Below are 23,637 nucleotides of genomic sequence, written 5' to 3'. Positions count from 1 at the left end.
ACCAGCAATAAATTTTATTTGGCAAAGACGCGATCGATCGCGTCTTTGCCCTCTCAATCTCCTAAATCGCGTCCGATCGCTTCTGCAAGAATTGTAGCATCTGGCACGGGGTCTGGCGTGTAGTAGCCAGCGGCTTTTTTGGCGACGATTTCGACTTGTGCGTCTGCGGGAATCCAATCTTCGGGAATGGGGATGCGATCGACTACTTGAATGCCAGAATTGATAATTGCATTGTATTTGAGATCGCTCATAGAAACTAAACTGTCAATTCGAGAGATACCCAACCAGTGCAAAACATCTGGCATGAGTTCTTGAAACCGCATATCTTGAACTCCGGCGACACATTCAGTGCGAGTAAAATAGGCATCAGCGCGATCGCCACCTGCCTGCCGTTTTCTGGCATTGTACACTAAAAACTTAGTTACTTCGCCCAAAGCTCTGCCTTCCTTGCGGAAATAAACAACTACCCCAGAACCGCCAGATTGTGCCGTTTGGATGCAAATTTCAATCCCGTGTACCAAATAAGGACGGCAAGTGCAGATATCCGAACTAAACACGTCAGAACCGTTGCATTCATCATGTACCCGTACCGCCAACTGCTTCTGTGGGTCAGAAATATTCGCGACATCGCCAATAATATAAACCGTAGTTCCGCCAATTGGGGGCAATAAAACGTGCAAATCCAGTCGCGTCACCAAATCCGAGAACATACCGCCTGTTTGCTCGAACAAGACACGGCGGAGAACACTTTCTTCAACACCGATCCGCCTCGCAATTCCTGGCAAATACCACACCGGATCGATCGCAATTTTAGTTACTGCTAAATTACCGCCTGCTTTGACTATTTTGCCATCAATTTGCACCCGCCCCTTAGCGATGGCATCTTGTAATTCCGGCATATTCATGTGAGCTTTAGTGACAGCAATTGTCGGTCGAATATCGTATCCCTGCTGAGAAAATGAAGTATAAATTTCGCTAACCAAAGCCCCAAACGGATCGAGAGAAACAATCAAATTGCGATCGCCCCAACTCGGATGTGGCCCAATGTTTGCGGCTGGAGATGTGTTGGTAAAATCGGGGCGGTGATCTGCTTGGAGTGCGCCGGAAGCAACTGCTAGCGCTCGATAAACAGAGTAGGAACCCGAATGAGTGCCGATCGCATTTCGGTGAGACGATTTGCTAAGACTACCAATCACAGGCCCCCGTTTCAGGGGATCGATTTCTCCCCAGTAAATGGGAAGAGGTTTTGTGCCGGATCTGTCTGGATGGGATGTTAAAACTATATGCTTGGGTTTTGACACAGTTTTTGGGCTCTTGCTATAGATTCTGCTGCTAGTTGAAAGCGAAATTGCCATTTGAAGCAGTGATTTATGATAGCAACAGGATTCAGGCTTTGGAACTATTCGGCATAGCAAAACTGGTGGCGCTGACTGGCGCGTTTTTCTCAACAATCTAAAAATTTTGCATTTGTGGTTCAGGGCTGGGGCTGCATTGCTAATATAAAAGCTACATATTTAACCTAATTTTATATAGCAATTTTATTTGATTTGTCAATAATACTTTTTAAAATAACCGCAGAGGACTCAGAACGAGAAAAGAGGGAAACAGGGAAAGAGAAATATTCACAATTCCTGCAAGGGGTGCTATAGTTAGAACTGGTAGCGCTGAATTTTTAAGAAAATACTAACTCACAAATTTAATGTTGCCAAGTACATCTAATTATTTCCTCAAAAATGGTCGCGTACCCGCGTCTATTCTAGAGATGAAATCGATCGCCCCTAACGCTATTACTGTCCCAACTAGACAAGCTGAGAACGGTTTTTGTGCGGTGGATGTGGAAATTGCAGCGGGTACGATCGCCCAAATCATCCCCACAGGTACGCAACCTTTATCCCAACTTCCAGATATCCCAGTTGTAGACTTGCAAGGTGGTTTAGTTTTCCCGTGTTTTGTAGATATGCACACGCATTTGGACAAAGGACACATTTGGGAACGATCGCCCAATCCCGATGGAACTTTTGGCGGTGCGCTCGAAGCAGTGGGGGCTGACGCTCAAAAAAACTGGAATGCAGAGGATGTTTACCAGCGGATGCAGTTCGGGCTCAAGTGCAGCTACGCCCACGGAACCAAGGCGATCCGCACTCACATCGACAGCGCCGGGGAACAGGCAACGGTTAGTTTAGCAGTATTTGCAGCATTGCAGGACGAATGGCGCGATCGGCTAATTTTGCAAGCAGTTTCCCTAGTTTCCCTCGACTATTACCTGACACCCGCCGGCGAAAAATTAGCAGACAAAATTGCTCAAATCGGCGGCATCCTCGGCGGAGTCGCCTACATGAACCCGGATTTAGGCAAACAACTCGATCGCGTTTTCAGCTTAGCCCAAGAACGCGGTTTAAACCTCGACTTCCACACCGACGAAACCGACGATCCAGAATCAGTAACATTGCGGGAAGTCGCAAAAACCGCCATCCGCCATAAATTTAGCGGTCAAATTATCTGCGGGCACTGCTGTAGTTTAGCCGTACAACCGCCGGATTTAGTAACAGAAATAATCGCATTAGTCAAGGAAGCAAATATTGGCATTGTCAGCTTACCGATGTGCAACCTTTATTTGCAAGACAGAGAATCTGGGCGTACACCGCGCTGGCGGGGAGTGACGCTGCTGCACGAACTCAAAGCAGCAGGAATTCCCGTCACAGTTGCTAGCGATAATTGTCGCGATCCGTTTTACGGATTTGGCGACCACGATGTTTTAGAAGTGTTTAATATGTCAGTCCGCATTGCCCATTTAGACAGGCCTTGGGAAGATTGGCCGCGCACAGTCACAACAACACCAGCAGATTTAATGGGATTGCCGAATGTAGGACGAATAGGAGTTGGTTTACCAGCAGATTTGATTTTGTTTAAGGCGCGGAATTTCAGCGAATTGTTATCTAGGTCGCAGCGCGATCGCACAGTTTTGCGGCAGGGTAGAGAAATTGATACAACTTTGCCCGATTACCGCGAACTAGATGATTTGTTGCAAGGAAGAAGACTCGGCGGTTGAAACCGCGTCTATACAAACAAAACCCGGATGGTGCGCGGGTTGAAGAAAACTCTGCGGTTAAAATTATTTTATCTTCTTCATTTTTGTAGACGCGGTTTCAACCGTACGTCCTCGTTTTTGTAGACGCGGTTTCAACCGTCGTCTCATCTTGTCAAGTGACAAAGAATTTGATATAAATATAAACGCTGATGCGATCGAGGATGTTTTAAGTGAAAGCAGTTATTTTATTGTCGGGAGGGCTAGATTCCTCAACAGTTTTATATCAAGCCAAAGCCGACGGCTGCGAATGTTACGCGATTTCCTTTGACTACCAACAAAGACATCGGCGGGAGTTGGAATCAGCAAGGGCGATCGCACTTTCAGCGGATATTAAGGCGCATCAGGTGATAAACTTTGACTTGACGCTGTGGGGCGGTTCGGCTTTGACGGATAATGAGATGGAATTGCCGATCGATCGCAACCTGGCAGAAATGTCGCAAAACATCCCCATTACCTACGTTCCAGCTAGAAATACGATTTTTCTCAGTTTTGCCCTCGCCTACGCAGAAACCCTCGGAGCTCAGCGGATTTACATCGGTGTCAACGCTTTAGATTATTCTGGATATCCCGACTGTCGCCTCGATTACATCCAAGCAATGCAGGAAGTCTTTCGGTTGGGAACCAAGCAGGGAAGGGAAGGAGAAGCTATTAAGATTGTAACACCTTTAATCGAACTTAAAAAAACAGAAATTATTGAATTGGGGAACAATTTGGGAGTACCTTGGGAGCAAACTTGGTCTTGTTATGCAGGCGGCGAAACTGCGTGTGGCGTTTGCGATTCTTGTCGGCTGCGGCTGGCGGCTTTTGAGGAATTGGGGTTGCAAGATCCGGTGACTTACGGTTAAACATGACTTGCGCGCGACGGCCCAGAAACCGGGTTTTTTCGCGTCTACTTCGCTGCCGCTGAATTTACGCCCCAAAGGCCCGACGTTAGATGATTTAGTACGCAGCGACTTCGAGCGAGTAGATTATATAGGCATTAGCTAAAAGATACTTAACTAGAAAATCTCGCCACACTACTCAACCCGCTATTCTTTCGCCCTTTTCCCACAACTTCCCCACCTGTGGCTGCAACTTCACCCAAAACTCGATCGCCCGCCGCCCCATCCAGCAACTGAATTTGAATTTGATCCAAGCGCGGCCCGATCGCCGAAACCACCGTAAGTTCCGCATTGTCGCCGCGCCAAACTTCCCCAACAGCCGGCATTCTTTGCAACTGATAGCTCAAAAAACCTCCGATTGTCTGATATTCGTCAGCTATCGGCAAATCCAAATTCAATATTTGATTCACATCATCTACATTTAACTGCGCTTGTACCAAAAAAGTGCGATCGTCCAATACTTGCACAGCAATTTCTTTACTGTCGGGCGAGTGGTAAGTGCGGCCGATAATTTCCGCTATCAAATCCCTCAGCGTCACTAACCCGGAAATGCCGCCAAATTCATCAACTACGATCGCAATTTCTTCCGACGAACTCTGCATCAAAGGTAGCAATTCCCCCAGCAGCATCATCTCCGGCACAAACCTCACCGCAACCATCCAAGTTACAATTTCTGTGTCGGGAGATAGCAAACCTTCAGCTAGAGGTTTTGCAAGTTGTTTGAAACCAATAATGCCAATAATATCGTCTAAAGAATCTCCCGTCACGGGATAGAGGGAATGGTTGGAAATTGCCATTTCGTCGAGCAAAGTTTGAAAGGTAGCCGTCTTCGGAAGTGCGATAATGTTCGGCCTGGGCACCATCACTTCTTCTACCCAAACTTCGCCAAATTCAAACACGTTATTGAGCAATTCTCGCTCTTCTGCTTCCAAGCCGCTTGATTCGCTGGAAGTAGCTATAATTAATTGCAGTTCTTCGGGAGTAACCGGCCGGTGTTTGAGGTCGTATTCGATTCCCGCAAACCGCAAGAGCGATCGCGTGGATTGATTGAGAAATGACACAAAGGGATTGAACAAACGAGAAATTAATAAACTCGGAGGCCCTAAACTTCTGGCTAGCTGTTCGGAATAAAGTAACGCTACAGATTTGGGAAACAGTTCGCCGAGTACGATTTGCAGGTAAGCTAGCAGGAAAAAAGTTACTATTGATATTCCCAAAGAATGGGCGAGGGCCGACTTGATGTAAAGTGGCAGCGGCAAACTGGCGATCGACATTCGGACTAGCACGGCGATCGTATCTTCCCCAATCCAGCCGAGAGCTAAACTAGAAAGAGTGATTCCCAACTGCATTGTTGAGAGCAATCGCTCGATACTTTTTTGCAAAGATTGAACAGTTAGAGCTGCAATGTCGCCAGCCTCTACTAACTGATTGATGCGCGATCGGCGTACCGTCACCATCGAAAACTCAGCCGCCACAAAAAAAGCATTGATTGCAATCAGCAGCAGCACTGACAGCAACCGCGACAGCACCTCTGTCGGAGTCATCGCGGGTAAATCAGCTATCTCCTGCACTCTCGTCCCTAAAAGTGACACAATGCTCCCTAGAACAACTTTCTCGATCGAACCTGAGAATCGGTCTGGAGGTTTTGCTCCTGATTGTCTTACTTCGCCACTGGAATGCCAGATATTTGCAACTGGAGTTTTTGACCTGGATAATCTGTCAGCGTCAGCGAAACTTCCTTAGCATTTTCCAGCAAAGCGGTGGGAATACTCACCGTACCGTAATACACCTGCCCGTTGGGGGGCAGTTCCGCCGGCAAATCCTCGGCAGTCGCCGAAAGGGCCCGCCCTTGATTGTCAGTGACGTTCAAGAAACTGTAGAGAAACCTCACAGCTTGGGAACCTTCGTTTTTCATGCTCACGTCTAGCAGCATGGAGTTGCTGCGCTGACTGGTGGCGCTTACTTCCAGAGTTACTCCCCCATCGCGACTGTTGAGCGGAAACTTGGCGCTGGCATTTGTCGCGCCCGGTTTTTTGGCTGTGGCTGATTTAGAGCTTGCCTTGTCTGCTTTAGTATTTGCTCCGACCGTTTTTTTGTCAGGATCGCGACCTTCTATCCGCGCTTTGACGGTTTTGAGAATGTCTGTTTCTTTCAAAATGCTCACTTGCTCTTTGCTAGCGGCAGTTCTCTGCTTGCCAGTGCCAGCATTGTTGCTGGGGCGAACATCGGGTTGAGTCGTTCCTTTCAAGGCTTCGCGACCTGTAGTAAATCCCAAAACAGAACTCGTCACACCTGCTCCAAACATCAGAGTGAGCAGAATTAGAGTCAGCACTACTGTTGAATTCACTGCCATTGCCTATAATTTTATGCCGAGGGAATAGAAACTGCTTTGTCCGGTCGAGCCCGATAGCGCAGGTGCGTTCCAGGCGATCGGGACTAAACAGATCTAAAGATTTTGATTTTTGTTCTCTAGTTCTAGCACGGACTGGGAAATTATGTTATAATTGATTTTCAGTTGGATCGAACAAATCGATTTAACGGCAGTTGGCCGAGCGGTTTAGGCAGCGAACTCATAATTCGCCCCAGGCAGGTTCAACTCCTGCACTGCCGATTTTCAATAAATTAGGACGCTCCGCGCGTGGGGCCAAAACCCGGTTTCTTCTCTGATACCAGTTCTGGCTCCCGTGGGGCTAAGCTTTTGCTCATATCGATTGTGTATGGCTATTGAGGGGGAGAGTGGGAGAAGGGGAGAGGGGGAGAGGAATTGACGATTTTTGATTGTCATCAAAATCTACAATTTAAATGCACAAGAGCTTAGAAACCGGGTTTCTACGAAAAATTTGTGACGAGTCACGAAAAATATAGGAAGAAACCCGGTTTCTGAGGCTAGGGGGCGATCGCGATCTCCTGAGATGGATCGCGATCTCTTAAGCTCGCACGCTCACTCCCAAAATTATGATTCCGATCGTTGGTCAACATATCAACCCTTAATCAATTCCACTCCGTAGCGCCCATCGTACTCTTGAACGTAAACCTTAACTTGTTCTTCCTTTGCAGTCGGCAACTTTTTACCCGTAAAATCCGGCTGAATCGGTACTTCTCGGTGGCCGCGATCGACTAATACCGCCAACCAAATTTTCTCCGGCCGCCCGTAATCGTTTACCGCATTCAAAGCCGCTCGAATTGTTCTACCTTTATATATAACGTCATCTACCAACACCACCGTTTTGCCAGTCAAATCGAAAGGAATTTCTGTTTTAGCCGGTGTTCGCATCGCAACTCGATCCAAGTCATCTCGGTAAAACGTAATATCCAAAGCGCCCACCGGTACTTTGACTTGTTCGAGGACTTCAATTTGAGCTGCCAACATTTGAGCTAGCGGCACTCCTCTAGTATGAATTCCCAACAGCACTAACTCCGAGGGAGCCCCTGATTTTTCGACAATCTGGGAAGCGACGCGGGTGAGAGTTCGCCTCACTTCATCCGGGGATAAAATTTTGATAATTTTAGTCATTGCTTGCTGGGAGCTAATGGTTGGCTGTTGGCGAATCGAACAATTTGAGATTTGGGATTTGAGATTTGAGATTTGAGACTGACTTGACAAATGAGACATCTTGCATTCCCAAGCTCTCAAGACTGGAAATTATCTGCGTTGCATCTGTGTTGATCTGCCATTATCTGCGGTTTATGTATCAATCAAAGATTTGTGCAATTGCTCGTCTATGAATCTGGGAGTGGAACGATTTGGGATTTGAGCTTTGAGATTGAATAATTGACTTGATAGATGAATCTGGGGGTGGGAACTACTAACGTCAAAACTTTTTGGGATCTGGCAGACTCCTGTCGGAGGGCTGTATCTGTCTGCGGGTGAGGTCAGCAGTTAGCGGCTCAAACATAATAAGGTATAAAAAAGCAATGATAGTCCCAACCAAATCAGAAAGCAATACCGAGTTAACTTTAATGCTCGGTCAATTTGCTGCGGTGCGATCGCCCGAATCGGCTCTCCTAGCAGCGGTTTGTGTTTGATCACTCCGCGATAGGAATTTGTACCTCCTAGTTGTACTCCCAAGATGGCGGCGTAGACGCACTCACTCCAACCGGAATTGGGACTGGCATCTTTAACTGCATCTCTCTGACAAATCTGCCAAATGTACATCGGTTTGCCAGATATCAAGGCTAAAGTAATCACTGTTAGTCGGCAAGGAATCCATGTCAACACGTCATCTAGTTTGGCGCTAAACCATCCTAAATCAGTGTATGGCGCTTCTTTGTAGCCGACGGTAGAATCTAATGTGCTGGCTGCTTTGTAGGCGATCGCACAGGGGACGATCGCCATCGCCCACATCGAGTTAGGAGCGATCGGCAAATTGGTAACAGTTAATAATAGATGCGGCAGAGCGAACCCAACTAGGGCATAAAATAGCGGTGCTGTCACGCCATCAACGGCATTCTCTGTTACAGTTTCTAACAATGCTCGCAGAATTTCTGGCTCGGATAAGTTTTCAGTATCCCGGCCGACGTAAAGGCTCAACCGTTCTCGCGCTTTGACTAAATCTCCAATATTTAAAGGTGCGAGCACGTCTTCAGCCGCCGCCCTTAAACTCCTACCGGCAAAACAGCTAGCCAGCAAAATGGTCTGTAGGGCAATGCCTAAAATAGGATGCACCCAACTAGCAGCTTGGACGATCGACCAACTGACAGTATAACTGCCTAGAATCAACCCGATCGCTAGTATTGTACCAGCACATCGTAGCAGCAGTTTGTGCCGATCGCCTGCCGGACGATCGCCCGCAGGAGCCATTTTGTCTGCGGGATTATTCCATATACTAAAGACAATTCGAGTATAGCGGTCGATCGCCCAACCCATCGCCTGCACGGGATGCGGCCAACCCCAAGGATCGCCGATCGCATAATCTAATACCGCAGCTAAAATCAAAACAGCAAATTGATCGAGCACCATTATATATTGTGCCAAACTTGATAGTCCGTCCGAGTATGAGCGATCGTGTTTCTAGCACAGCTTTTAACTGTGGCTACCATTGTGGACTTGGATTTTTGATCCCTGATTTTAACTGCTGAGATTACTTTAGTCGCCCAGCAAGTGTACGTTCTGCTCCCAATCAACACCGTCAAAGGGTAGAATCTGAAATTTGGAAACGGCATCTGAGTCAAGACAGCGGACGTTGACATCGAATTGATCGGGATGCGATCGGGGGCGATAGAACGAGTGAATACCACAAATTCGGCAGAAAGTATGTTTGGCAATTCCTGTATTAAACGTATAAGTTGTCAAAACATCTTCGCCACACATTAATGTAAAACGTTCCGGCGGCACAATTAGGTGCAAAAATCCCTTCTTTTTACAGATAGAGCAGTTGCAGTCTGATGCTTCGTGTTTGTCAACCGTGACTGTGAAGCGGACAGCACCGCAATGACAGCCACCGGAGTAGGTAACAAGTGTTTCGTCCATGTGTGCAAGCTGGCGATCGAATAAATGAACTTACCATCTAAATGATAAAGCTAGTTTCTTCCCCAAGAGCCGCTTGCCAACTGCGGACATCATAGTATAAGTCTTCGAGGGAAATACTGTATAGCGCTTCGGCCAGTTTTTTGTGCAATCGGTTCCACAAACTGAATGTTACCCAGTCCTCTGCTTGAGTCGCGTCAGGAGAATGTCGAGGTAAAGGTTCAATAGTTTCCCCTACAGCCTCTAAGATTTGTCCTAAAGAGATTTGAGCGGGTTCGCGGGCCAATTGATATCCTCCCTGGGAACCCCGAACTGATTGGACTAAACCGGCTCGTCGCATTTCAATCAGCAATTTTTCTAGATATGGAGCCGGTAACTCCTGTCGGTTCGCGATCGATTTCACCGATGTCGGGCCAAAGCGAGGTTGCAAACTTAGATCCAGTAATGCTTTGACACTGTAGTGTCCGCGTGTGGTTAACTTCATGGGATTTTCAGATGGGGGCAAATATTCAGCTAGCTGATAGCTGATAGCTTATGCTAGCGAGTTTAGAGATTGCTCGCTTGCCTTGCAGCTACTCCTCAAGAAAGACTGCACGTTGTTAAAAATATTTAGACAATAGTGGTTAACAATTGAGCCGATCGGTGTAATATGGTTTTACGACCAGCTATAAAGCTAAAGTTTCTTGGTCAAACCAAAAACCAACCGAGAAAAAATCCGTACACCAGTTGAATATTTCAGGACTCAGTAAATGGCTAAAAAGAAAAATATCGAACCCCTTGAAGGCGAAGGTCTGATCAAAAAGGTCAAAGACCTAGAGAACCTTACCAAGGAAGAAAAAGCTAGAGCCTGTGGCTACTACACCATTACCAAAAATGGCGTAGAACGGGTGAACATGATGAAATTCCTGAATGCGCTGATTGATGCAGAAGGCATTCAGCTTGACGGGAAGCAAAATGGTAATGGACGTGGCGGACGCTCAGCTAGCTATCGGATTAGCGTTCAATCTAACGGCAACTTACTGATTGGAGCCGCCTACACCAAGCAGATGGAACTTCAGCCGGGAGATGAATTTGAAATCTCTCTGGGACGCAAGCACATTCACCTGCGCCAAATCGATCGCGAAGAAGTATCCTAGGCTTTTACGACTTGCTTTGACTTCTTGCTTGAACTGGTTGGTTTGACTTCAAGCATTGAATGCAGGCAGAGAGTTGGCTCTGAAATTTTTCAGTGCGCCTAAAACAGTATGGCTTCTATAGATGGCAATGGCTCGACAAAAGCCACTGCCACTACTTTATATTTTCCGAGAATACCTATTCTCGCCCCTCGCTATATCCGTTTGGACAAGCGGGGATTTTCCGTGTAACTGTTGAGTTGACAGTTGGCAGTTGGCAGTTGACAGTTGGCAGTTGACAGTTGACAGTTGCTCGAACGAAGAGGGAAGAAGGAAGAGGTTCGAGGGAAGTTCGGCAACGGATTTTATAACGGATTTAACGGATGTCACGGATGAGGTTCGGCAGCGGATTTTATAACGGATTTAACGGATGTCACGGGTGAGGTTTGAGGCAATAAGCAGGTTTGGTTGAGGTGAGAAACTGCACTTCGCCAAGAAAATGGCGGACGTATTCTCAAAATCTAAAATCTAAAATCTAAAATCTAAAATCGAGTGACTGGAAGTAAACAAGCTCGATCGCCCTACGTGAAATTAGAGGCCGAAACAGTTACAGTGAAAGGGAGCAATTAGTCCCCAGCCTATGCCGTTGTCCCGATTCGCGAGCAAAACTTCCCAACAGCCCACAAAAATACCCCTACGCTGCGTTCTAGTAGGCTCTTTTGTGGTGCAAATCGTCGCAGCAGTGGGGATTGTCGGATATCTGTCCTTTCGCAACGGAGAAAGAGCAGTCGAAGAGCTCGCCGAAAAATTGATCGCCCAGACGGGGAAGAGAGTTGAAGAACAACTGACTGGTTTTCTGGAAAATACTCACTGGGTAAATCAACTCAACGCTGAAGCGATCGATCGCGCGGAATTAAACTTAAAGTTAGAACAGCCCCAGCTTCGGGGAGAGAAGTTCCTCTGGCAGCAAATGCGATCGTTTAAAAGCATTCAGTGGATGTCCCTGGGTTCTGAAAAAACAGGAGAATATCTCGGTATTTGGCGCAACCCGATCGACAACAGTTTGCAAATTGTCGCCGCTAACAAGTCTACCAACTCTCATAACATCTACTACGCGACCGACAACAGAGGCACTCGCACCGCCAAATTAAACACAGAAGCGGGAACCTACGATGCCCGCCGGCACCCCTGGTACAAAGAAGCTGTTGCAGCTAATAAACCGATTTGGACGAGCATTTATCAGGGTTTGACTCCGGGGACTCTGTTTATGGCGGCGAGTCAACCGATTCGCGATCGCAATGGTAAATTACTGGGAGTTAGTGCGGTAGATTTTTCGATCTTGGAAATTCAGCAATATCTCGATCGCCTCAAGTTTAGCAAAACGGGGGCAATTTTCGCGATCGAACGATCGGGCTTACTGGTTGCCAGTTCGAGTCAAGAATCATCCTTTAGAAAGATGTTGGGAAAGCAACAACCCCAGCGGCTGAATGTTTTAGACAGCAAAACTCCTGTCATTCGCACCACAGCTAAGTATTTGTACGAACACTTCGGAGGCTTTGGTGAGATTAACCAGCAGCAGCAACTGAAATTTAGCCGAGACGGGCAGGAATATTTTGTGGAAGTGCTGCCGTTTTCTGATAGTTACGGTTTGAACTGGCTGATTGCGATCGTAGTTCCCGAATCCGATTTCATGGGGCAAGTTAACAGAAATACCCGCACTACAATTTTACTTTCTGCGGTGGCGCTCCTGCTATCGACAATTGCCGGAGTTCTGACAGCTAGGTGGGTAACGCTGCCGTTGCTGCGGCTCAACGAAGCAGCTAAAGATATCGCCCAAGGAGAATTCGATCGCACTGTTGCTGTCAGTAGGCTGGATGAAGTGGGCGCATTAGCCCAGTCTTTCAACGAAATGGCAACTCAACTGAAAAAGTCTTTTCAAGCTTTGGCCGAAAGCGAAGCAAAATTTGCCAAGCTGTTAGAAAGTTTGCCCGTTGGGGTGACAGCCCTGACTCCGACTGGTAGCACTGTTTTTATGAATTCGGTGGGAGGAGAGATCACCGGCAAAGGGGCGATGCCCAATACAACCGCAGCAGAACTCTCAGCAACTTATCAGCTTTATGTAGCAGGAACCGATCGACTTTATCCGATGGAAGACTCCCCGTTTGCACGAGCGGTGAGGGGTGAAGAAACGCTGGTTGAAGATATGGAAATTCGCCCGGATGGGAAAAATATTCGCTTGCAAGTGCGATCGGTGCCGGTGTTTGACGCTGGGGGCAATGTTGTTTATGTGATTATTGTTTTTCAAGATATCACCGATCGCGCACAGGCAGAGCAAATATTGGCTGACTACAACCGCACCCTGGAAATTGAAGTAGCCTCGCGCACGATCGAGTTAGCCGAAATCAATGCCCGCTTGGAGATCGAAATTGATGAGCGCCACCAAGCTGCAAAAATTATCCGCAAAGAGCGGGACTTTAACTTCAAGATTATTGAAAATTCTCCGATGTTTTTTGTGGCGATCGACTGTGAGGGTAGAATCCTGCGGGCGAATGACTGTATGCTGCAAGCTGTGGGCTATACTGCCGCAGAAATTATCGGCAAAGATTACTTAGCTATATTTGTACCGGAGGGCGATCGAGCCGGATTGCACTCGATTTTTAAGGGTGTCAAAGCCAGCCCGCAAACGGTTAACGAACACCAACTTATCACCAAGTGCGATTCCCTAGGAGATAGCAGCACCGCGCGTACTTTGTTGGTGGAGTGGCACGGTACGCCCGTTTTGGATGAAAATGGCAATTTTGACTTTCTTTTTGGATTTGGGATTGATATTGGCGATCGCAAACAAGCACAAATAGCCTTGCAAAAAAGCGAAGCTCTATTTCACAAATTAGCAATCACTGTTCCCGGAGAACTTTACATATTCGTGCAGCATCCCGACGGCTCAGTTAAGATGGAATACATCAGTCCGATGTGCCGAGAAATTCAAGAATTAGAGCCGGAGGAAATCAAGAACAACTCTGCTTTACTCTACGAACAAATGCACCCGGACGATCGCCCCAACCACTTCGAGGCCATTGTCAGAAGTGCCACAAATCTCGAACCATTTGCCTACGAGTGGCGGATTGTGACAGCTTCAGGAAAACTCAAATGGCTGCAAGCTCATTCTCGGCCGGAATTGCGCGAAAATGGAGATATCGTCTGGCACGGCATAATACTCGATATTAGCGATCGCAAACAAGTAGAACAACAACTCAAAGAAGCCGCATTAGCAGCAGAAGCTGGAAACAAAACTAAAAGCATCTTTCTCGCCAACATGAGCCACGAATTGCGAACCCCCCTCAATGCCATTCTCGGTTTCGCTCAATTAATGGAACCCAGCACTAATTTAACTTTCACGGAAAAAGAAAATATCAAAATTATTCGCCGCAGCGGAGAACACCTGCTTCAACTGATCGATAGAGTCTTAGCCTTATCTAGAATTGAAGCGGGGCGAATGACAATCTACCCCAAATGCTTTGACTTGTACCGCTTGCTGAGCGACGTGCAGAATATGTTCCAAATTCCGGCACTAAATAAAAAAATAAAATTAATTATTGACTGCTCCTCGGATGTCCCTCAATACGTAGAAACCGATGATATTAAGTTGCGGGAAGTGCTGATCAATCTCTTAGACAATGCAGTTAAATTCACCCAAAATGGCTCAGTATCAGTCACCGTCGGAACGAACAAAGAAGGAACAACAAAACCTGTCAAAGAAGAATTTGTTAATTCATCTGAAAACTTCCAAAAAGTTTTTATTTGGTTTGAAATTGCCGATACAGGAGTTGGCATCGCCCCGGAAGAATTAGATAGTATATTTCAATTGTTCGTGCAAAGTTCATCGGGTAAGACACTTCAAAAAGGTATGGGTTTAGGATTAAGTATCAGCCGCGAGTTCATAAAATTAATGGGCGGCGAAATTACCGCCCAAAGCGAAGTAGGACGGGGTACAGTCTTGAAATTTGACATTCCAGCCGTTACAGCAATCGCCCCCGTTGAAGTCAATAATTTTTCAGAGAGTTCAACTATCATCAAACAAGAAATATTGGATAGTTCTGAAATATTTACGCTTAACTCAAAACCGCAAGTTCCCCCAGAATGGACGAGCAAAATTCAACAAGCAGTCCGTGAGGCTGATTTCGATTTGATTGCTACAACAATTGAGGAAATCCGCAGCGAAAATGAGCTTTTTGCCAAAGTTTTGATGAATCATTTAGATAACTTTGATTATCAAGAAATCCTCGATTTAATTGCAAAAATTGAACTGTAGGGTGGGCAATGCGAACCTTATATCATTCTCAAAAAGTATTGCTAAAAACATTTTTGATGCTGGTTTTCTCAACCATCATGCAATATCAAGGTTCGTAGTGCGGCCGATCGTCCGCTCTTAATTTGCGGACTGTCGTCCGCCCTACAAACCATTTTTGTTATAGTAATCGACAAAACATGATATAATACAATACGGTTCACTTAAGACGATCTAGGCGGTAAAAAATTATGAAAAATAAATACTCTTGTTTGCTTCGTTCCTCTCTTCGGACAATCTTAAGTGAACCGTAGTGTTTCGGATTGAGAGAAAAAGTCCTGAGATGGCATACGTCCTCGCTCAGTTGATTAAAAGACTATTATAATTCAATACGGTTCACTTAAGACGATCCCCCCTAACCCCCCTTAAAAAGGGGGGGGACAAGAAACCTCTCAAAGTCCCCCTTTTTAAGGGGGATTTAGGGGGATCTCCGGGGCATAAATATGTTAAGTGAACCCTATTGTCTTATAATTATCATTATTGATTTGTAGCTAATAATTTAAGGTTTGAGTTGAATTTTGTGAAGCTAGAGTTAACCCCCCCGATCGCCCTTTTGGTAAGAGCAATCGAGGGGGTTAACTATTATTTGTCAAGTATCTGAGGGTATCAAGCAGGGTCTGCTTGAGCTCGTTTTTGTAGCAGGCGGGCAATTTCTGCTTTTTCTACAAGTCCCACGAGAACTCCGTTTTCGCGAATCACGGGGAGCTCTTGGACTTTGAGTGTTTCCAGAAGGGTGACGACTTCGAGGAGGGATAATTCTGGTTTGACTGTGGTGGTAAATTCGATCGGCTTCACGAGCTCTTTAACCAAAACTTGGGGCCAGGTACCGGTGGGGATGGTTTTGATGTCGTCAAGATCGATCGCACCTACCAATTGTCCCGCATCATCGGTAACTAAGAACCGGCGCCATGTGTGAGTGCTACCAATCACGTAGTTGTTGGCAAATTCTCTGAGCGATAAGTTTTCTGGGACGATCGGGCTTTCGGTAGTCAAAGCATCGGCGGCTGTCAGCCCTGCGAGTTCATTTTGGACTGTGGCATATTGTGCAGATTGACCAGCATTTTGCAGCAAGAACCAACCGATTACTAAATTCCAAATATTGCCGAAGATGCCTGTAGCAATAGCGATCCAACCAATTATTTGACCGACGCGGCTAGCAAAGATTACGCCTTTATAAGGGTTGCCAGTAATTTTCCAGACGATCGCTTTGAGGATGTTACCACCATCGAGGGGCAAACCGGGAATTAAGTTAAATAAGGCTAAAGCTAAGTTGATCGAAGCTAAAAGTCCGACGATGGCTGCTGCGGGGCCTGTGAGGGCTGCACCAACGCCGATAACTGTTAACAAACCGGACAAAAATAAGCTAACCAACGGGCCTGCAATCGCTACCCAAAATGCTTCGGCTGGCGTTTTCGATTCTCTTTCCAAATTAGCCAGTCCGCCAAACAGAAATAGCGAAATTGATTTCACGCCAATTCCCTGTTTGATGGCTACCCAACTGTGTCCTAATTCGTGGGCTAAGACGGAAGCAAATAATAGTAAGGCTGAAAATAATCCTAGCAACCACGGCGCTACAGGGCCTAATGTGGGAAACAGGCCAGCTAGTGCGCCGCCGTATTGCCAAGTTACTAAACCCAGAACTAAAAACCAAGATGCGTTGACATAAAAGGGAATTCCAAACAGGTTGCCGACGCGAAATGTACTATTCATATATGACGACCTCTGATATTATGGGCGAGAAGTTTTTTTCTCTGTTTCCTTATAGTAACGAAATGTAACTGAAATGTTAATGCTTCAATTAGGGTGTTATCCGTCTGTAGAGGTTCGGTTTGCTGAATAGTCACCGCCGGCTGCGGTTGTGGCTGCGGGGCTGCTGGAAGTTAAAAATCCCTGTCGAAAAAGCGGAAGTCATCTCTCTCAGGACAGAACATTATATTTATTTTAGTTTTAACTATAAGTTTTCAGTCCGTTCAAACCGACTTTACCTTTGAGACGGGGAATTAATTCCCTGGCGGACTATTGCACCTGTGGCAAGATATCAGTTTCAAGCAATTTTAGCTATAATTACTTACCCTAAGAATAGTTTTGGTGCTAATAATTATGCCAGAATCCTTTTTGCTCGGTCGCCTGCTGCTGCAATTCAACAGCGAAGCGAGCGATATTATTACAAACTTATCGGCTGTGGCTTTCACTCCCGACGGTCATTTGTGGCTGGGTTCTGATGAAACGACTTCGCTCGAATGTTTGTCGCCTGTATCGCCTCATGTTTTTGGAGAACATCAAAAATTTGCGATCGGGGATTTTATCGATTTATCGGACGACGACGAAATCGATATTGAAGGAATTGATTTCAGCAGCAATTGCCTTTGGTTGGTCGGTTCTCACAGCACAAAACGCAAAAAACCTAAAGGTAAAGATTCCGCAGACGATCTCGAAAGATTAGCAACAATTGAGACAGATGTCAATCGCTATTTGCTAGCAAAAGTCCCAGTGAAAGATGGGATTTTGTACAAGTCAATTTCCCATCCTGAAAATCCCAAAATTCAATTGACAGCGGGATGCCTTCAGCGGACAGAAACGGGCAATATACTAACAGATGCGCTCCAAGATGACAGCCATCTCGGCTTGTATTTTTCTGTGCCAATTCCGAGCAAAGAAAATGGTTTCGATATTGAGGGTTTTGCGGTGCGGGGGGAGAGCATTTTTCTCGGTTTGCGGGGGCCTGTGCTGCGGGGTTGGGCGATAATTTTAGAAATAGAAGTTGAAGAGACAGAACCGGGAGTTTTAAGGCTTAAGGAAATTGGGGAAGCAGGGAAATTGTACAAAAAACATTTTGTCGATTTGAACGGTTTGGGTGTGCGAGAATTGTGTTTTAATGGGGAAGATTTAATTGTTTTAGCCGGGCCGACGATGACTTTATCGGGGGCGATGAGGGTTTTTCGGTTGAGGGGAATTTTAGGGCGATCCTCTTCGAGGGCTTCGCTAACGGGCGACAGTATTACTGGGCAAGATGGGGGAAATTTGGAGGTATTGTTTGACTTGCCTTTTAATGTTGGTACGGACAATGCTGAGGGGTTGAGTTTGTTTCCCTATTTGGGGGAGGAGAATTCGTTGTTAGTGGTTTACGATTCGCCGGCTGCGAGTAGAATGGTTGGAGAAAATGCGATTTTTGCAGATATTTTTAGGCTGGGTTCGTAGTGAAAAATTCAGTCCTTAGAATTAGGGACTTGGATTCCTGACTGCGAACCGAAATTTGGTTAATTGTCGATCGCATCTCCTCCCAGGGGCCGACTGTAGCGCTTCAATTCATCAATCAATCGAGTATCATTAGAAGCTGTTCTCGCCCCTGCTTCGGCCGCCCACCGCTTCAAATCTTCAATTTGCGATCGCGCGATCGCAGCTAAAGGTACAGTATCCTCGATCGACCTCAAAACATCCTCCGTCGTCAAATCTCGGCGCTGTCCGTTCACAAAAGTGCCAAAAGCGCGGTACAATCCATCAATCACAACTTGCTCAATTTCCGCACCGCTAAAATTCTCAGCAGACTTCGCCAAAACCTCCAAATCAAAATCGCGCAATCTAGTCGGCCGCAAACGCTGCAAATGCACTTTAAAAATATCTTGCCTTTCTGATTCCGAGGGCAAATTCAAAAAGAAAATCTCATCAAACCTGCCTTTTCTCAGCAACTCCGCCGGCAAAATCCGCACGTTATTTGCAGTTGCGACGATAAACACCGGGCTGGTTTTTTCCTGCATCCAAGTGATCAAACTGCCGAATACGCGGCGCGAAGTTCCCGAATCGCCGTCACCGCCGCTGATAATGTTGCCGAAGGCTTTATCTATTTCATCTATCCACAAGACGCAAGGGGCGATCGCCTCTGCCAATTGTATCATTTGTCGAACGCGGCTTTCGCTTTCCCCGACCACGCCGCCGAACAATCTGCCAGTATCCAAACGCAGCAGCGGCAAACGCCATTCAGAAGCAATAGTTTTCGCCGACAAAGATTTGCCCGTTCCTTGAATTCCTACTAACAAAACGCCTTTAGGATTGGGTATACCGTAGCGACGGGCTTCGTCAGTAAAAGCATCTTGCCGCATCTTTACCCACTGCTTCAAATTCTCCAATCCGCCCACATTTTTCAGGGATTCTCTATAGTTGCAAAACTCTAAAATTCCAGTTTGGCGAATTGCTTGTTGTTTCTCTTCCAAAACTCCGTCAATATCCGACTCGTTAATTTGCTGTTTTGCAGCCAAAGCTTTAGCTAAAACGCGCCCAATTCGAGCGCGGCTCAAACCTTGACAAGCTTTAACTAATTGTTCCTTTGCTAAGCCACCAACTTGCAACTGTTCCGGCTTTTCCACGACATGGGAAATTAAATGATTGATTTCTTGGATGTTCGGCAAGGGGAAATCAATTACTGTTACTTCTTCTTTCAATTCTTCTGGCAATTCTAGCGTGTGAGAAGTGAGGACGATAGTTTTTTTGCTGCGCTTCAATTCCCTGGTTAAATTGCGCAATTCCCGGACTACTGGGGCATTTTTGTCGGTGTACGGAGCTCTCAAAATTGGGTGCAGATCCCGCAGTACAAATATGGTATATTCTTCGACAGCAGTTTTGCTGATGCGATCGAGCGCCGCCATTACCGAACCTTTTCCAGAACCGTTATCTTCCCAGCCGCGCACCATATCCCAGAATAATACTCGGCGCGCGGGTGTTACTTGCAGCGCTACTTGGGCGATTACAGCTTCGACTGGTTCCTCTTCTGCGCCGACAATGTACAGCAGCGAATAGCGGGCGCGAATCATCAAATCTAGTCGCTTAATGAGTGCCTCAAAAGGGTTTTTTTGAGCGCCGTTGATGGCATCTAATTCTCTGGAATGGGGGTAAGTTTCTGTCATTTGATTTGAGATTTTAGATGTAAATTAAAGTTTATTAAATATTTTGTTTGTAGTCACGATTTTAGTCTTTTTCAACGATTTAACCGGACTAAAGGTTTGTAGTCAGGACTTTAGTCCTTGTCAACGATTTAATCGGACTAAAGTCCGTACTACGAACCTTGAAATTATAACAGAATTGTGCAGGGTTGGCTATTTTGCGGCTTTTCTGGCTTGTTTTAGCATATCAATCAGAATGTGGTGGGCATCTTCGGCATCTGCTAAAGTGCGATCGAACTTTACTCTGACTGGCACTGTTTCGTCATTGATTTGAGCGGTTAAATCCATGCCGTTGGCATCAATCGCGAGCATTTGAGCGGATGTCGCCTCTGGCTTGTCGCCGTAGGCTTGAGCGTACAGGACTACGGCGCTAGCGTGGTCTTCGTTCATGTGAGTGCAGATGCGATCGCTAATTTCGGTCGAAAACTGGTCTGACATGGGGATTCCTCATATGCAATATTGCGATCGATTGTACTGCGATTTGCGCGATCGGAGAAAGAGATTGATTCGCAGTTGACAATCAACTTCGCAATTTGCTAAGATGATCGAGTAGCCTTTAGGAAAAACAATCGATCATGAAAGAACGTATTATTTTTCAAAATTTTTATCGAGGCAATATATGCACGTTATCTCCCAATCTGCACTCAGAAAATTCTGGGAAAAGTATCCTGACGCGGAAACAAGTCTGCGGTCTTGGTACAAACTAGCGACAACAGCCCAGTGGTCAAACCTAGCTGAAGTAAAAGCAGTTTTTTCCTCAGCAGATAGAGTGGGTAACTTTACTGTCTTTAACATCAGAGGTAATAACTACAGACTGATTACCTTCATAGATTATGAATTTAAACCTAAAAAAATCTTTATTAGAGCTGTACTTACCCATGAAGAATATGACGAAGATAAATGGAAAAAAGACCCGTGGTATGAATGATAATGTTATCTTCTATTAATAGTGAATAATCTTATGAACAACTCTCTTGCCTATATAGAATTGCTCACAGCGTTTCCCCCGCGACCCATCACTGCGGAGTCAGAATTAATCGCAACTCAAGAAACCATTGACTCTCTATTAGACAAAGGCGAACTAACTCCCGACGAACGCGATTATCTAAACGTACTCGGAACCCTGGTTTATGAATACGAGCAAACTTTAGAACCTATTCCTGACATTTACGGGATAGAACTGTTAAAAGCTTTGATAGTAGAATTTGATCTCCGACAAAAAGACCTCGTTCCTATTTTTAAAACTGAGTCTATTGTCTCTGATATTCTGCGTGAAAAGCGTCAACTTACAACGGAACACATACAAAAACTTGCTGAGTTTTTCTGTGTCTCGCCGGCTGCATTCTTTCCGCTACATCCAGCATCCAAGGATTCCCAACGAATAGAATTAGCGTCTACACAAACATAGTCTACACAAACATAGAATTTACGGCGAATAGAATTCGCGCCTACACAAACAAAGTCCGCCTGCGCCTACACAAACAAAGTCCGCCTGCGCGGACTAAAAGAAAATAACGGAATTTTAACCGCTCACTCTTCAACCCGCGTCGGCGGGTTTTGTTTGTATAGACGCGGTTTCAACCGCCCGGTCTTCTGGTGACTTGGTTGAATTCACCTTTGCTACGGGTAACTTGGCCACAGGTTCCAACACAGCAGGCTGCGATTTTTCCAAAGTAACTACAGGCAATTCCCCGCCATTATCTCCATTTTTGCTCGTTTGATTCCACATCATCATTCCCAGCAAACCGTCAACCAAACCGCCGCCGCTACCGTTACCGCTAACCGCAACATCTGGTACAACTCGCACATGACTATCGCCGATAATTTGCATTAACTGCAAAGCCGTATAACCGGAACCGCCCAAAGCTACAACACCCGCGCGATAAGCTTCAGCTTGAGCATTTCCCTTCACCCGAATCGACTCAGCTTCGCCTTGAGCTTGTTTGACCTGAGAATTCGCTTTTAACTCAGAAATCTTCACGCCTTGTTCGGATTTTACCATCTCTTGTTGAATCTCAGCCAGCGCTGTTTCTCTTACCAATTGTTGCCGCTGAGTTTGTGCTATTTGCTGCACCTCATAAGTCTTACATTGTTCCTCAGCAATTTTGCGATCCGTTTGAGTTTGCATCAACTCTGCGGGTGGCAAAATATCCCCGATTAAAGTATCAATTGCTTGCACGTCGTAGGTACGCAAAGCTGCTTTGATATACTCGGCGGCTTCCGCTTGTCTGCCGCTTCTGGCTGAAAGAAAATCTAATACAGAATAAGCTTGAGCCGAGTTGCGGAAGTAATTGCCGATTGTCGGCTGCAAAACGTGGTCTACTAAATTCTGCATCGAACCGACGCGAGAGATAACTTTCGGAGCATCCAAAGCTCCAACGTGAATGATTTGAGCTACTTCTAAATCGAAGGCAAAACCGTCTTGAGAACGCACGGTTAAAGATGAAAGTTTAGAGTCGTAACTGTGCCGTTCTGTTTTACCAGACCAGTTCAATACAATGTTTGTAGTCGGCACTAATTCTACTTTCAAAATGCGAGTATTTAGCGGATGTTTGCCTGGATAAAGAGGTGTCACCCATACGCCTTTGTTGCCCACATTTACTAAGTTGCCGTGGGTGAAAGCTGCGCCGCTGACATCTTCTGAGGTTTTGCCGACATAGGAAATCACGGCGCCGACATAGCCGATCGGGATTTCAGTCATTGCCACCTGGTCAACCCCGACAAACCAAGGGTTCAAGTTCCACGAACCGGACAGCAGAACCTGTTCCTGCAAACCGCGCCGCCCGCCGGCGGTGATAAATTTTTGCGCGTTTTGGAAGTTGTCGTGATTGGGAATAATTGGGCCGGCAATTTCGCCATCTTGAATCGGAACGCCGTCATAAGTTGTGACAATTCCTACTTTGTCGGGGGCGATTGTGTACAGCTTCAACTGTTCGGCTGTCATGCCGTGTTTTGTAGCATTTCCTGCTGTGATTACGGTAAATAATGCCGTGTTAATTCGATAGCTGCCGCCCGTCAAGATGCCGAGTTGCCGACCTTTTTCGCCGCCTTCTTTGAGGAATTTGCGAGCATCTTGAAAATTGTCGCATTCTGTGATTTTTCCGAGGATGCGCTGTGGCGGATTCGACTCGCCGCCTGCTGCGATAACTAAGCCAATTTCGCCTTGGGGAACTATTGTTAAAGATTCTTTGCGGACGTTGTATTGCAAAGGCCAATAACCCCAGTGCCAACCGGGGGGTAATGTATCAGCTTGATATCCAGCTTCACCGTTTAAGGCAATTAAATCTCCTGGGGGCAAAGATTTGCCGTTGAAGCTAAACTTTTTACTGACAATGCCAACTTCCCGATCGCCAATTACGACTAATCCACCAAAAAATAGCGGTAGCACTAGAATGACTATCATACTGCCGATCGCGATCGGGATAAATCCACCCGCATCGAGCTGCATTGTCTGCACCGGAACAGTGGTGCGCAACTGCCCTAACTGCAAGCTAGAATCAGGTTTTGCTGCTAGCTGAGTCGAGGAGTGATTTGCAGGGGGGATATCGCCAGCAGCTAATACCGGCGAGGGTTTCAAACTGGTTATTACACTGAGGGCTAAAGATGCCGAAATGGCGGCTGCTAACTGTTTTAAAACTCGAACTTTGAGTTGAGACTTGGGCAAAAGTGAATAAAGCATTTTTTTGATATGGGCTAATTTGTTCTATTAGCTCTAGCTTAGCTCTAATCCCAACTTCTGATGTAAAATTTAATGTCTTATTTTTCATTACTTGCAGTCATAATAGTCATATTTATCAGTGAAAATACGGA

The 23,637-nt window shown here is 46.1% G+C and carries 19 protein-coding genes and 1 tRNA gene; 9 read left to right on the top strand and 11 right to left on the bottom strand.

Features of this window, described 5'->3' with window-relative positions; genetic code table 11:
- Positions 1-53: 53 nt before the first annotated feature.
- Positions 54-1,301, bottom strand: coding sequence for a GTP cyclohydrolase II (locus QUB52_RS08490; RefSeq protein ID WP_332973032.1), 1,248 nt, complete (start codon positions 1,299-1,301; stop codon positions 54-56).
- Between the two features lie 398 nt (positions 1,302-1,699).
- Here QUB52_RS08490 and QUB52_RS08485 point away from each other — a divergent pair, with 398 nt between their 5' ends.
- Together QUB52_RS08485 and queC are read left to right on the top strand one after the other, a co-directional pair.
- The gene (locus QUB52_RS08485) at positions 1,700-3,049 is read left to right on the top strand and encodes a cytosine deaminase (protein ID WP_332973031.1); all 1,350 of its coding nucleotides are present in this window, start codon (positions 1,700-1,702) and stop codon (positions 3,047-3,049) included.
- Between the two features lie 209 nt (positions 3,050-3,258).
- Positions 3,259-3,933 carry a 7-cyano-7-deazaguanine synthase QueC gene (gene queC / locus QUB52_RS08480; RefSeq protein ID WP_332973030.1) on the top strand — a complete coding sequence of 225 codons (675 nt, stop codon included), beginning with the start codon at positions 3,259-3,261 and terminating at the stop codon, positions 3,931-3,933.
- 149 nt (positions 3,934-4,082) lie between these two features.
- On the opposite strand, the gene QUB52_RS08475 is transcribed toward queC, so the two are convergent.
- A complete protein-coding gene (locus tag QUB52_RS08475) occupies positions 4,083-5,561 on the bottom strand; it encodes a hemolysin family protein (protein ID WP_332973029.1) in 1,479 nt (492 codons plus the stop codon).
- Positions 5,562-5,629: 68 nt separating this feature from the next.
- A complete protein-coding gene (locus QUB52_RS08470; RefSeq protein WP_332968944.1) occupies positions 5,630-6,322 on the bottom strand; it encodes a hypothetical protein in 693 nt (230 codons plus the stop codon).
- Between the two features lie 185 nt (positions 6,323-6,507).
- Between QUB52_RS08470 and QUB52_RS08465 the strand changes: the two genes are divergently transcribed.
- Positions 6,508-6,580 (top strand) — tRNA-Ile (locus QUB52_RS08465).
- A 369-nt stretch (positions 6,581-6,949) separates the two neighbouring features.
- Here QUB52_RS08465 and pyrR read toward each other — a convergent pair.
- The 4 genes from pyrR to QUB52_RS08445 all read right to left on the bottom strand — a co-directional run bounded on the left by pyrR (position 6,950) and on the right by QUB52_RS08445 (position 9,920).
- Entirely contained in the window at positions 6,950-7,483 is a 534-nt protein-coding gene (gene pyrR / locus QUB52_RS08460; protein WP_265240037.1) for a bifunctional pyr operon transcriptional regulator/uracil phosphoribosyltransferase PyrR, read from the bottom strand.
- Positions 7,484-7,849: 366 nt separating this feature from the next.
- The gene (gene cbiB / locus QUB52_RS08455) at positions 7,850-8,929 is read right to left on the bottom strand and encodes an adenosylcobinamide-phosphate synthase CbiB (protein ID WP_332973028.1); all 1,080 of its coding nucleotides are present in this window, start codon (positions 8,927-8,929) and stop codon (positions 7,850-7,852) included.
- A 126-nt stretch (positions 8,930-9,055) separates the two neighbouring features.
- On the bottom strand, positions 9,056-9,439 hold the full coding sequence (locus QUB52_RS08450) for a GFA family protein (RefSeq protein WP_265240039.1): 384 nt from the start codon (positions 9,437-9,439) through the stop codon (positions 9,056-9,058).
- Between the two features lie 37 nt (positions 9,440-9,476).
- Complete coding sequence (locus QUB52_RS08445; RefSeq protein ID WP_265240040.1) at positions 9,477-9,920, bottom strand: Rrf2 family transcriptional regulator; 444 nt, start codon at positions 9,918-9,920, stop codon at positions 9,477-9,479.
- Between the two features lie 265 nt (positions 9,921-10,185).
- Here QUB52_RS08445 and QUB52_RS08440 point away from each other — a divergent pair, with 265 nt between their 5' ends.
- The 3 genes from QUB52_RS08440 to QUB52_RS08430 all read left to right on the top strand — a co-directional run bounded on the left by QUB52_RS08440 (position 10,186) and on the right by QUB52_RS08430 (position 14,857).
- Positions 10,186-10,572 (top strand): AbrB family transcriptional regulator, encoded by a 387-nt coding sequence (locus QUB52_RS08440; protein WP_106150812.1) that lies wholly within the window; start codon positions 10,186-10,188, stop codon positions 10,570-10,572.
- 250 nt (positions 10,573-10,822) lie between these two features.
- Positions 10,823-10,966, top strand: a complete 144-nt coding sequence (locus QUB52_RS08435; RefSeq protein WP_265240041.1) for a hypothetical protein — start codon at positions 10,823-10,825, stop codon at positions 10,964-10,966.
- Positions 10,967-11,269: 303 nt separating this feature from the next.
- Positions 11,270-14,857: a PAS domain S-box protein gene (locus tag QUB52_RS08430; RefSeq protein ID WP_332976156.1), complete on the top strand. Its 3,588-nt coding sequence runs from the start codon at positions 11,270-11,272 to the stop codon at positions 14,855-14,857.
- Positions 14,858-15,499: 642 nt separating this feature from the next.
- Here QUB52_RS08430 and QUB52_RS08425 read toward each other — a convergent pair.
- Positions 15,500-16,603: a site-2 protease family protein gene (locus QUB52_RS08425; RefSeq protein ID WP_265240043.1), complete on the bottom strand. Its 1,104-nt coding sequence runs from the start codon at positions 16,601-16,603 to the stop codon at positions 15,500-15,502.
- Between the two features lie 390 nt (positions 16,604-16,993).
- Between QUB52_RS08425 and QUB52_RS08420 the strand changes: the two genes are divergently transcribed.
- Entirely contained in the window at positions 16,994-18,091 is a 1,098-nt protein-coding gene (locus tag QUB52_RS08420; protein ID WP_265240044.1) for a DUF3616 domain-containing protein, read from the top strand.
- A 59-nt stretch (positions 18,092-18,150) separates the two neighbouring features.
- On the opposite strand, the gene QUB52_RS08415 is transcribed toward QUB52_RS08420, so the two are convergent.
- Complete coding sequence (locus tag QUB52_RS08415; RefSeq protein ID WP_332968951.1) at positions 18,151-19,791, bottom strand: AAA family ATPase; 1,641 nt, start codon at positions 19,789-19,791, stop codon at positions 18,151-18,153.
- Positions 19,792-19,980: 189 nt separating this feature from the next.
- A complete protein-coding gene (locus tag QUB52_RS08410; RefSeq protein WP_332973026.1) occupies positions 19,981-20,265 on the bottom strand; it encodes a DUF2470 domain-containing protein in 285 nt (94 codons plus the stop codon).
- Between the two features lie 181 nt (positions 20,266-20,446).
- Here QUB52_RS08410 and QUB52_RS08405 point away from each other — a divergent pair, with 181 nt between their 5' ends.
- Complete coding sequence (locus tag QUB52_RS08405) at positions 20,447-20,755, top strand: type II toxin-antitoxin system HigB family toxin (protein WP_265240047.1); 309 nt, start codon at positions 20,447-20,449, stop codon at positions 20,753-20,755.
- A 33-nt stretch (positions 20,756-20,788) separates the two neighbouring features.
- Positions 20,789-21,235, top strand: a complete 447-nt coding sequence (locus QUB52_RS08400) for a helix-turn-helix domain-containing protein (RefSeq protein ID WP_265240048.1) — start codon at positions 20,789-20,791, stop codon at positions 21,233-21,235.
- A gap of 129 nt (positions 21,236-21,364) precedes the next feature.
- Here QUB52_RS08400 and QUB52_RS08395 read toward each other — a convergent pair whose 3' ends face one another.
- Positions 21,365-23,506, bottom strand: a complete 2,142-nt coding sequence (locus QUB52_RS08395) for an SPFH domain-containing protein (RefSeq protein WP_265240049.1) — start codon at positions 23,504-23,506, stop codon at positions 21,365-21,367.
- Positions 23,507-23,637 lie beyond the last annotated feature (131 nt).

Source organism: Microcoleus sp. A6-C6 (assembly GCF_036705955.1).
Taxonomy (GTDB): Bacteria; Cyanobacteriota; Cyanobacteriia; order Cyanobacteriales; family Microcoleaceae; genus Microcoleus.
The sequence above is the reverse complement of the archived record's forward strand: the minus strand, read 5'-3'. Positions and strand labels throughout refer to the sequence as shown.

Coding starts and splice junctions, on each gene's coding strand:
- QUB52_RS08485 (WP_332973031.1), top strand. CDS start 1,700: ATGTTGCCAAGTACATCTAATTATTTCCTCAAAAATGGTCGCGTACCC.
- QUB52_RS08470 (WP_332968944.1), bottom strand. CDS start 6,322: ATGGCAGTGAATTCAACAGTAGTGCTGACTCTAATTCTGCTCACTCTG.
- pyrR (WP_265240037.1), bottom strand. CDS start 7,483: ATGACTAAAATTATCAAAATTTTATCCCCGGATGAAGTGAGGCGAACT.
- cbiB (WP_332973028.1), bottom strand. CDS start 8,929: ATGGTGCTCGATCAATTTGCTGTTTTGATTTTAGCTGCGGTATTAGAT.
- QUB52_RS08450 (WP_265240039.1), bottom strand. CDS start 9,439: ATGGACGAAACACTTGTTACCTACTCCGGTGGCTGTCATTGCGGTGCT.
- QUB52_RS08445 (WP_265240040.1), bottom strand. CDS start 9,920: ATGAAGTTAACCACACGCGGACACTACAGTGTCAAAGCATTACTGGAT.
- QUB52_RS08440 (WP_106150812.1), top strand. CDS start 10,186: ATGGCTAAAAAGAAAAATATCGAACCCCTTGAAGGCGAAGGTCTGATC.
- QUB52_RS08425 (WP_265240043.1), bottom strand. CDS start 16,603: ATGAATAGTACATTTCGCGTCGGCAACCTGTTTGGAATTCCCTTTTAT.
- QUB52_RS08420 (WP_265240044.1), top strand. CDS start 16,994: ATGCCAGAATCCTTTTTGCTCGGTCGCCTGCTGCTGCAATTCAACAGC.
- QUB52_RS08415 (WP_332968951.1), bottom strand. CDS start 19,791: ATGACAGAAACTTACCCCCATTCCAGAGAATTAGATGCCATCAACGGC.
- QUB52_RS08410 (WP_332973026.1), bottom strand. CDS start 20,265: ATGTCAGACCAGTTTTCGACCGAAATTAGCGATCGCATCTGCACTCAC.
- QUB52_RS08405 (WP_265240047.1), top strand. CDS start 20,447: ATGCACGTTATCTCCCAATCTGCACTCAGAAAATTCTGGGAAAAGTAT.
- QUB52_RS08400 (WP_265240048.1), top strand. CDS start 20,789: ATGAACAACTCTCTTGCCTATATAGAATTGCTCACAGCGTTTCCCCCG.
- QUB52_RS08395 (WP_265240049.1), bottom strand. CDS start 23,506: ATGCTTTATTCACTTTTGCCCAAGTCTCAACTCAAAGTTCGAGTTTTA.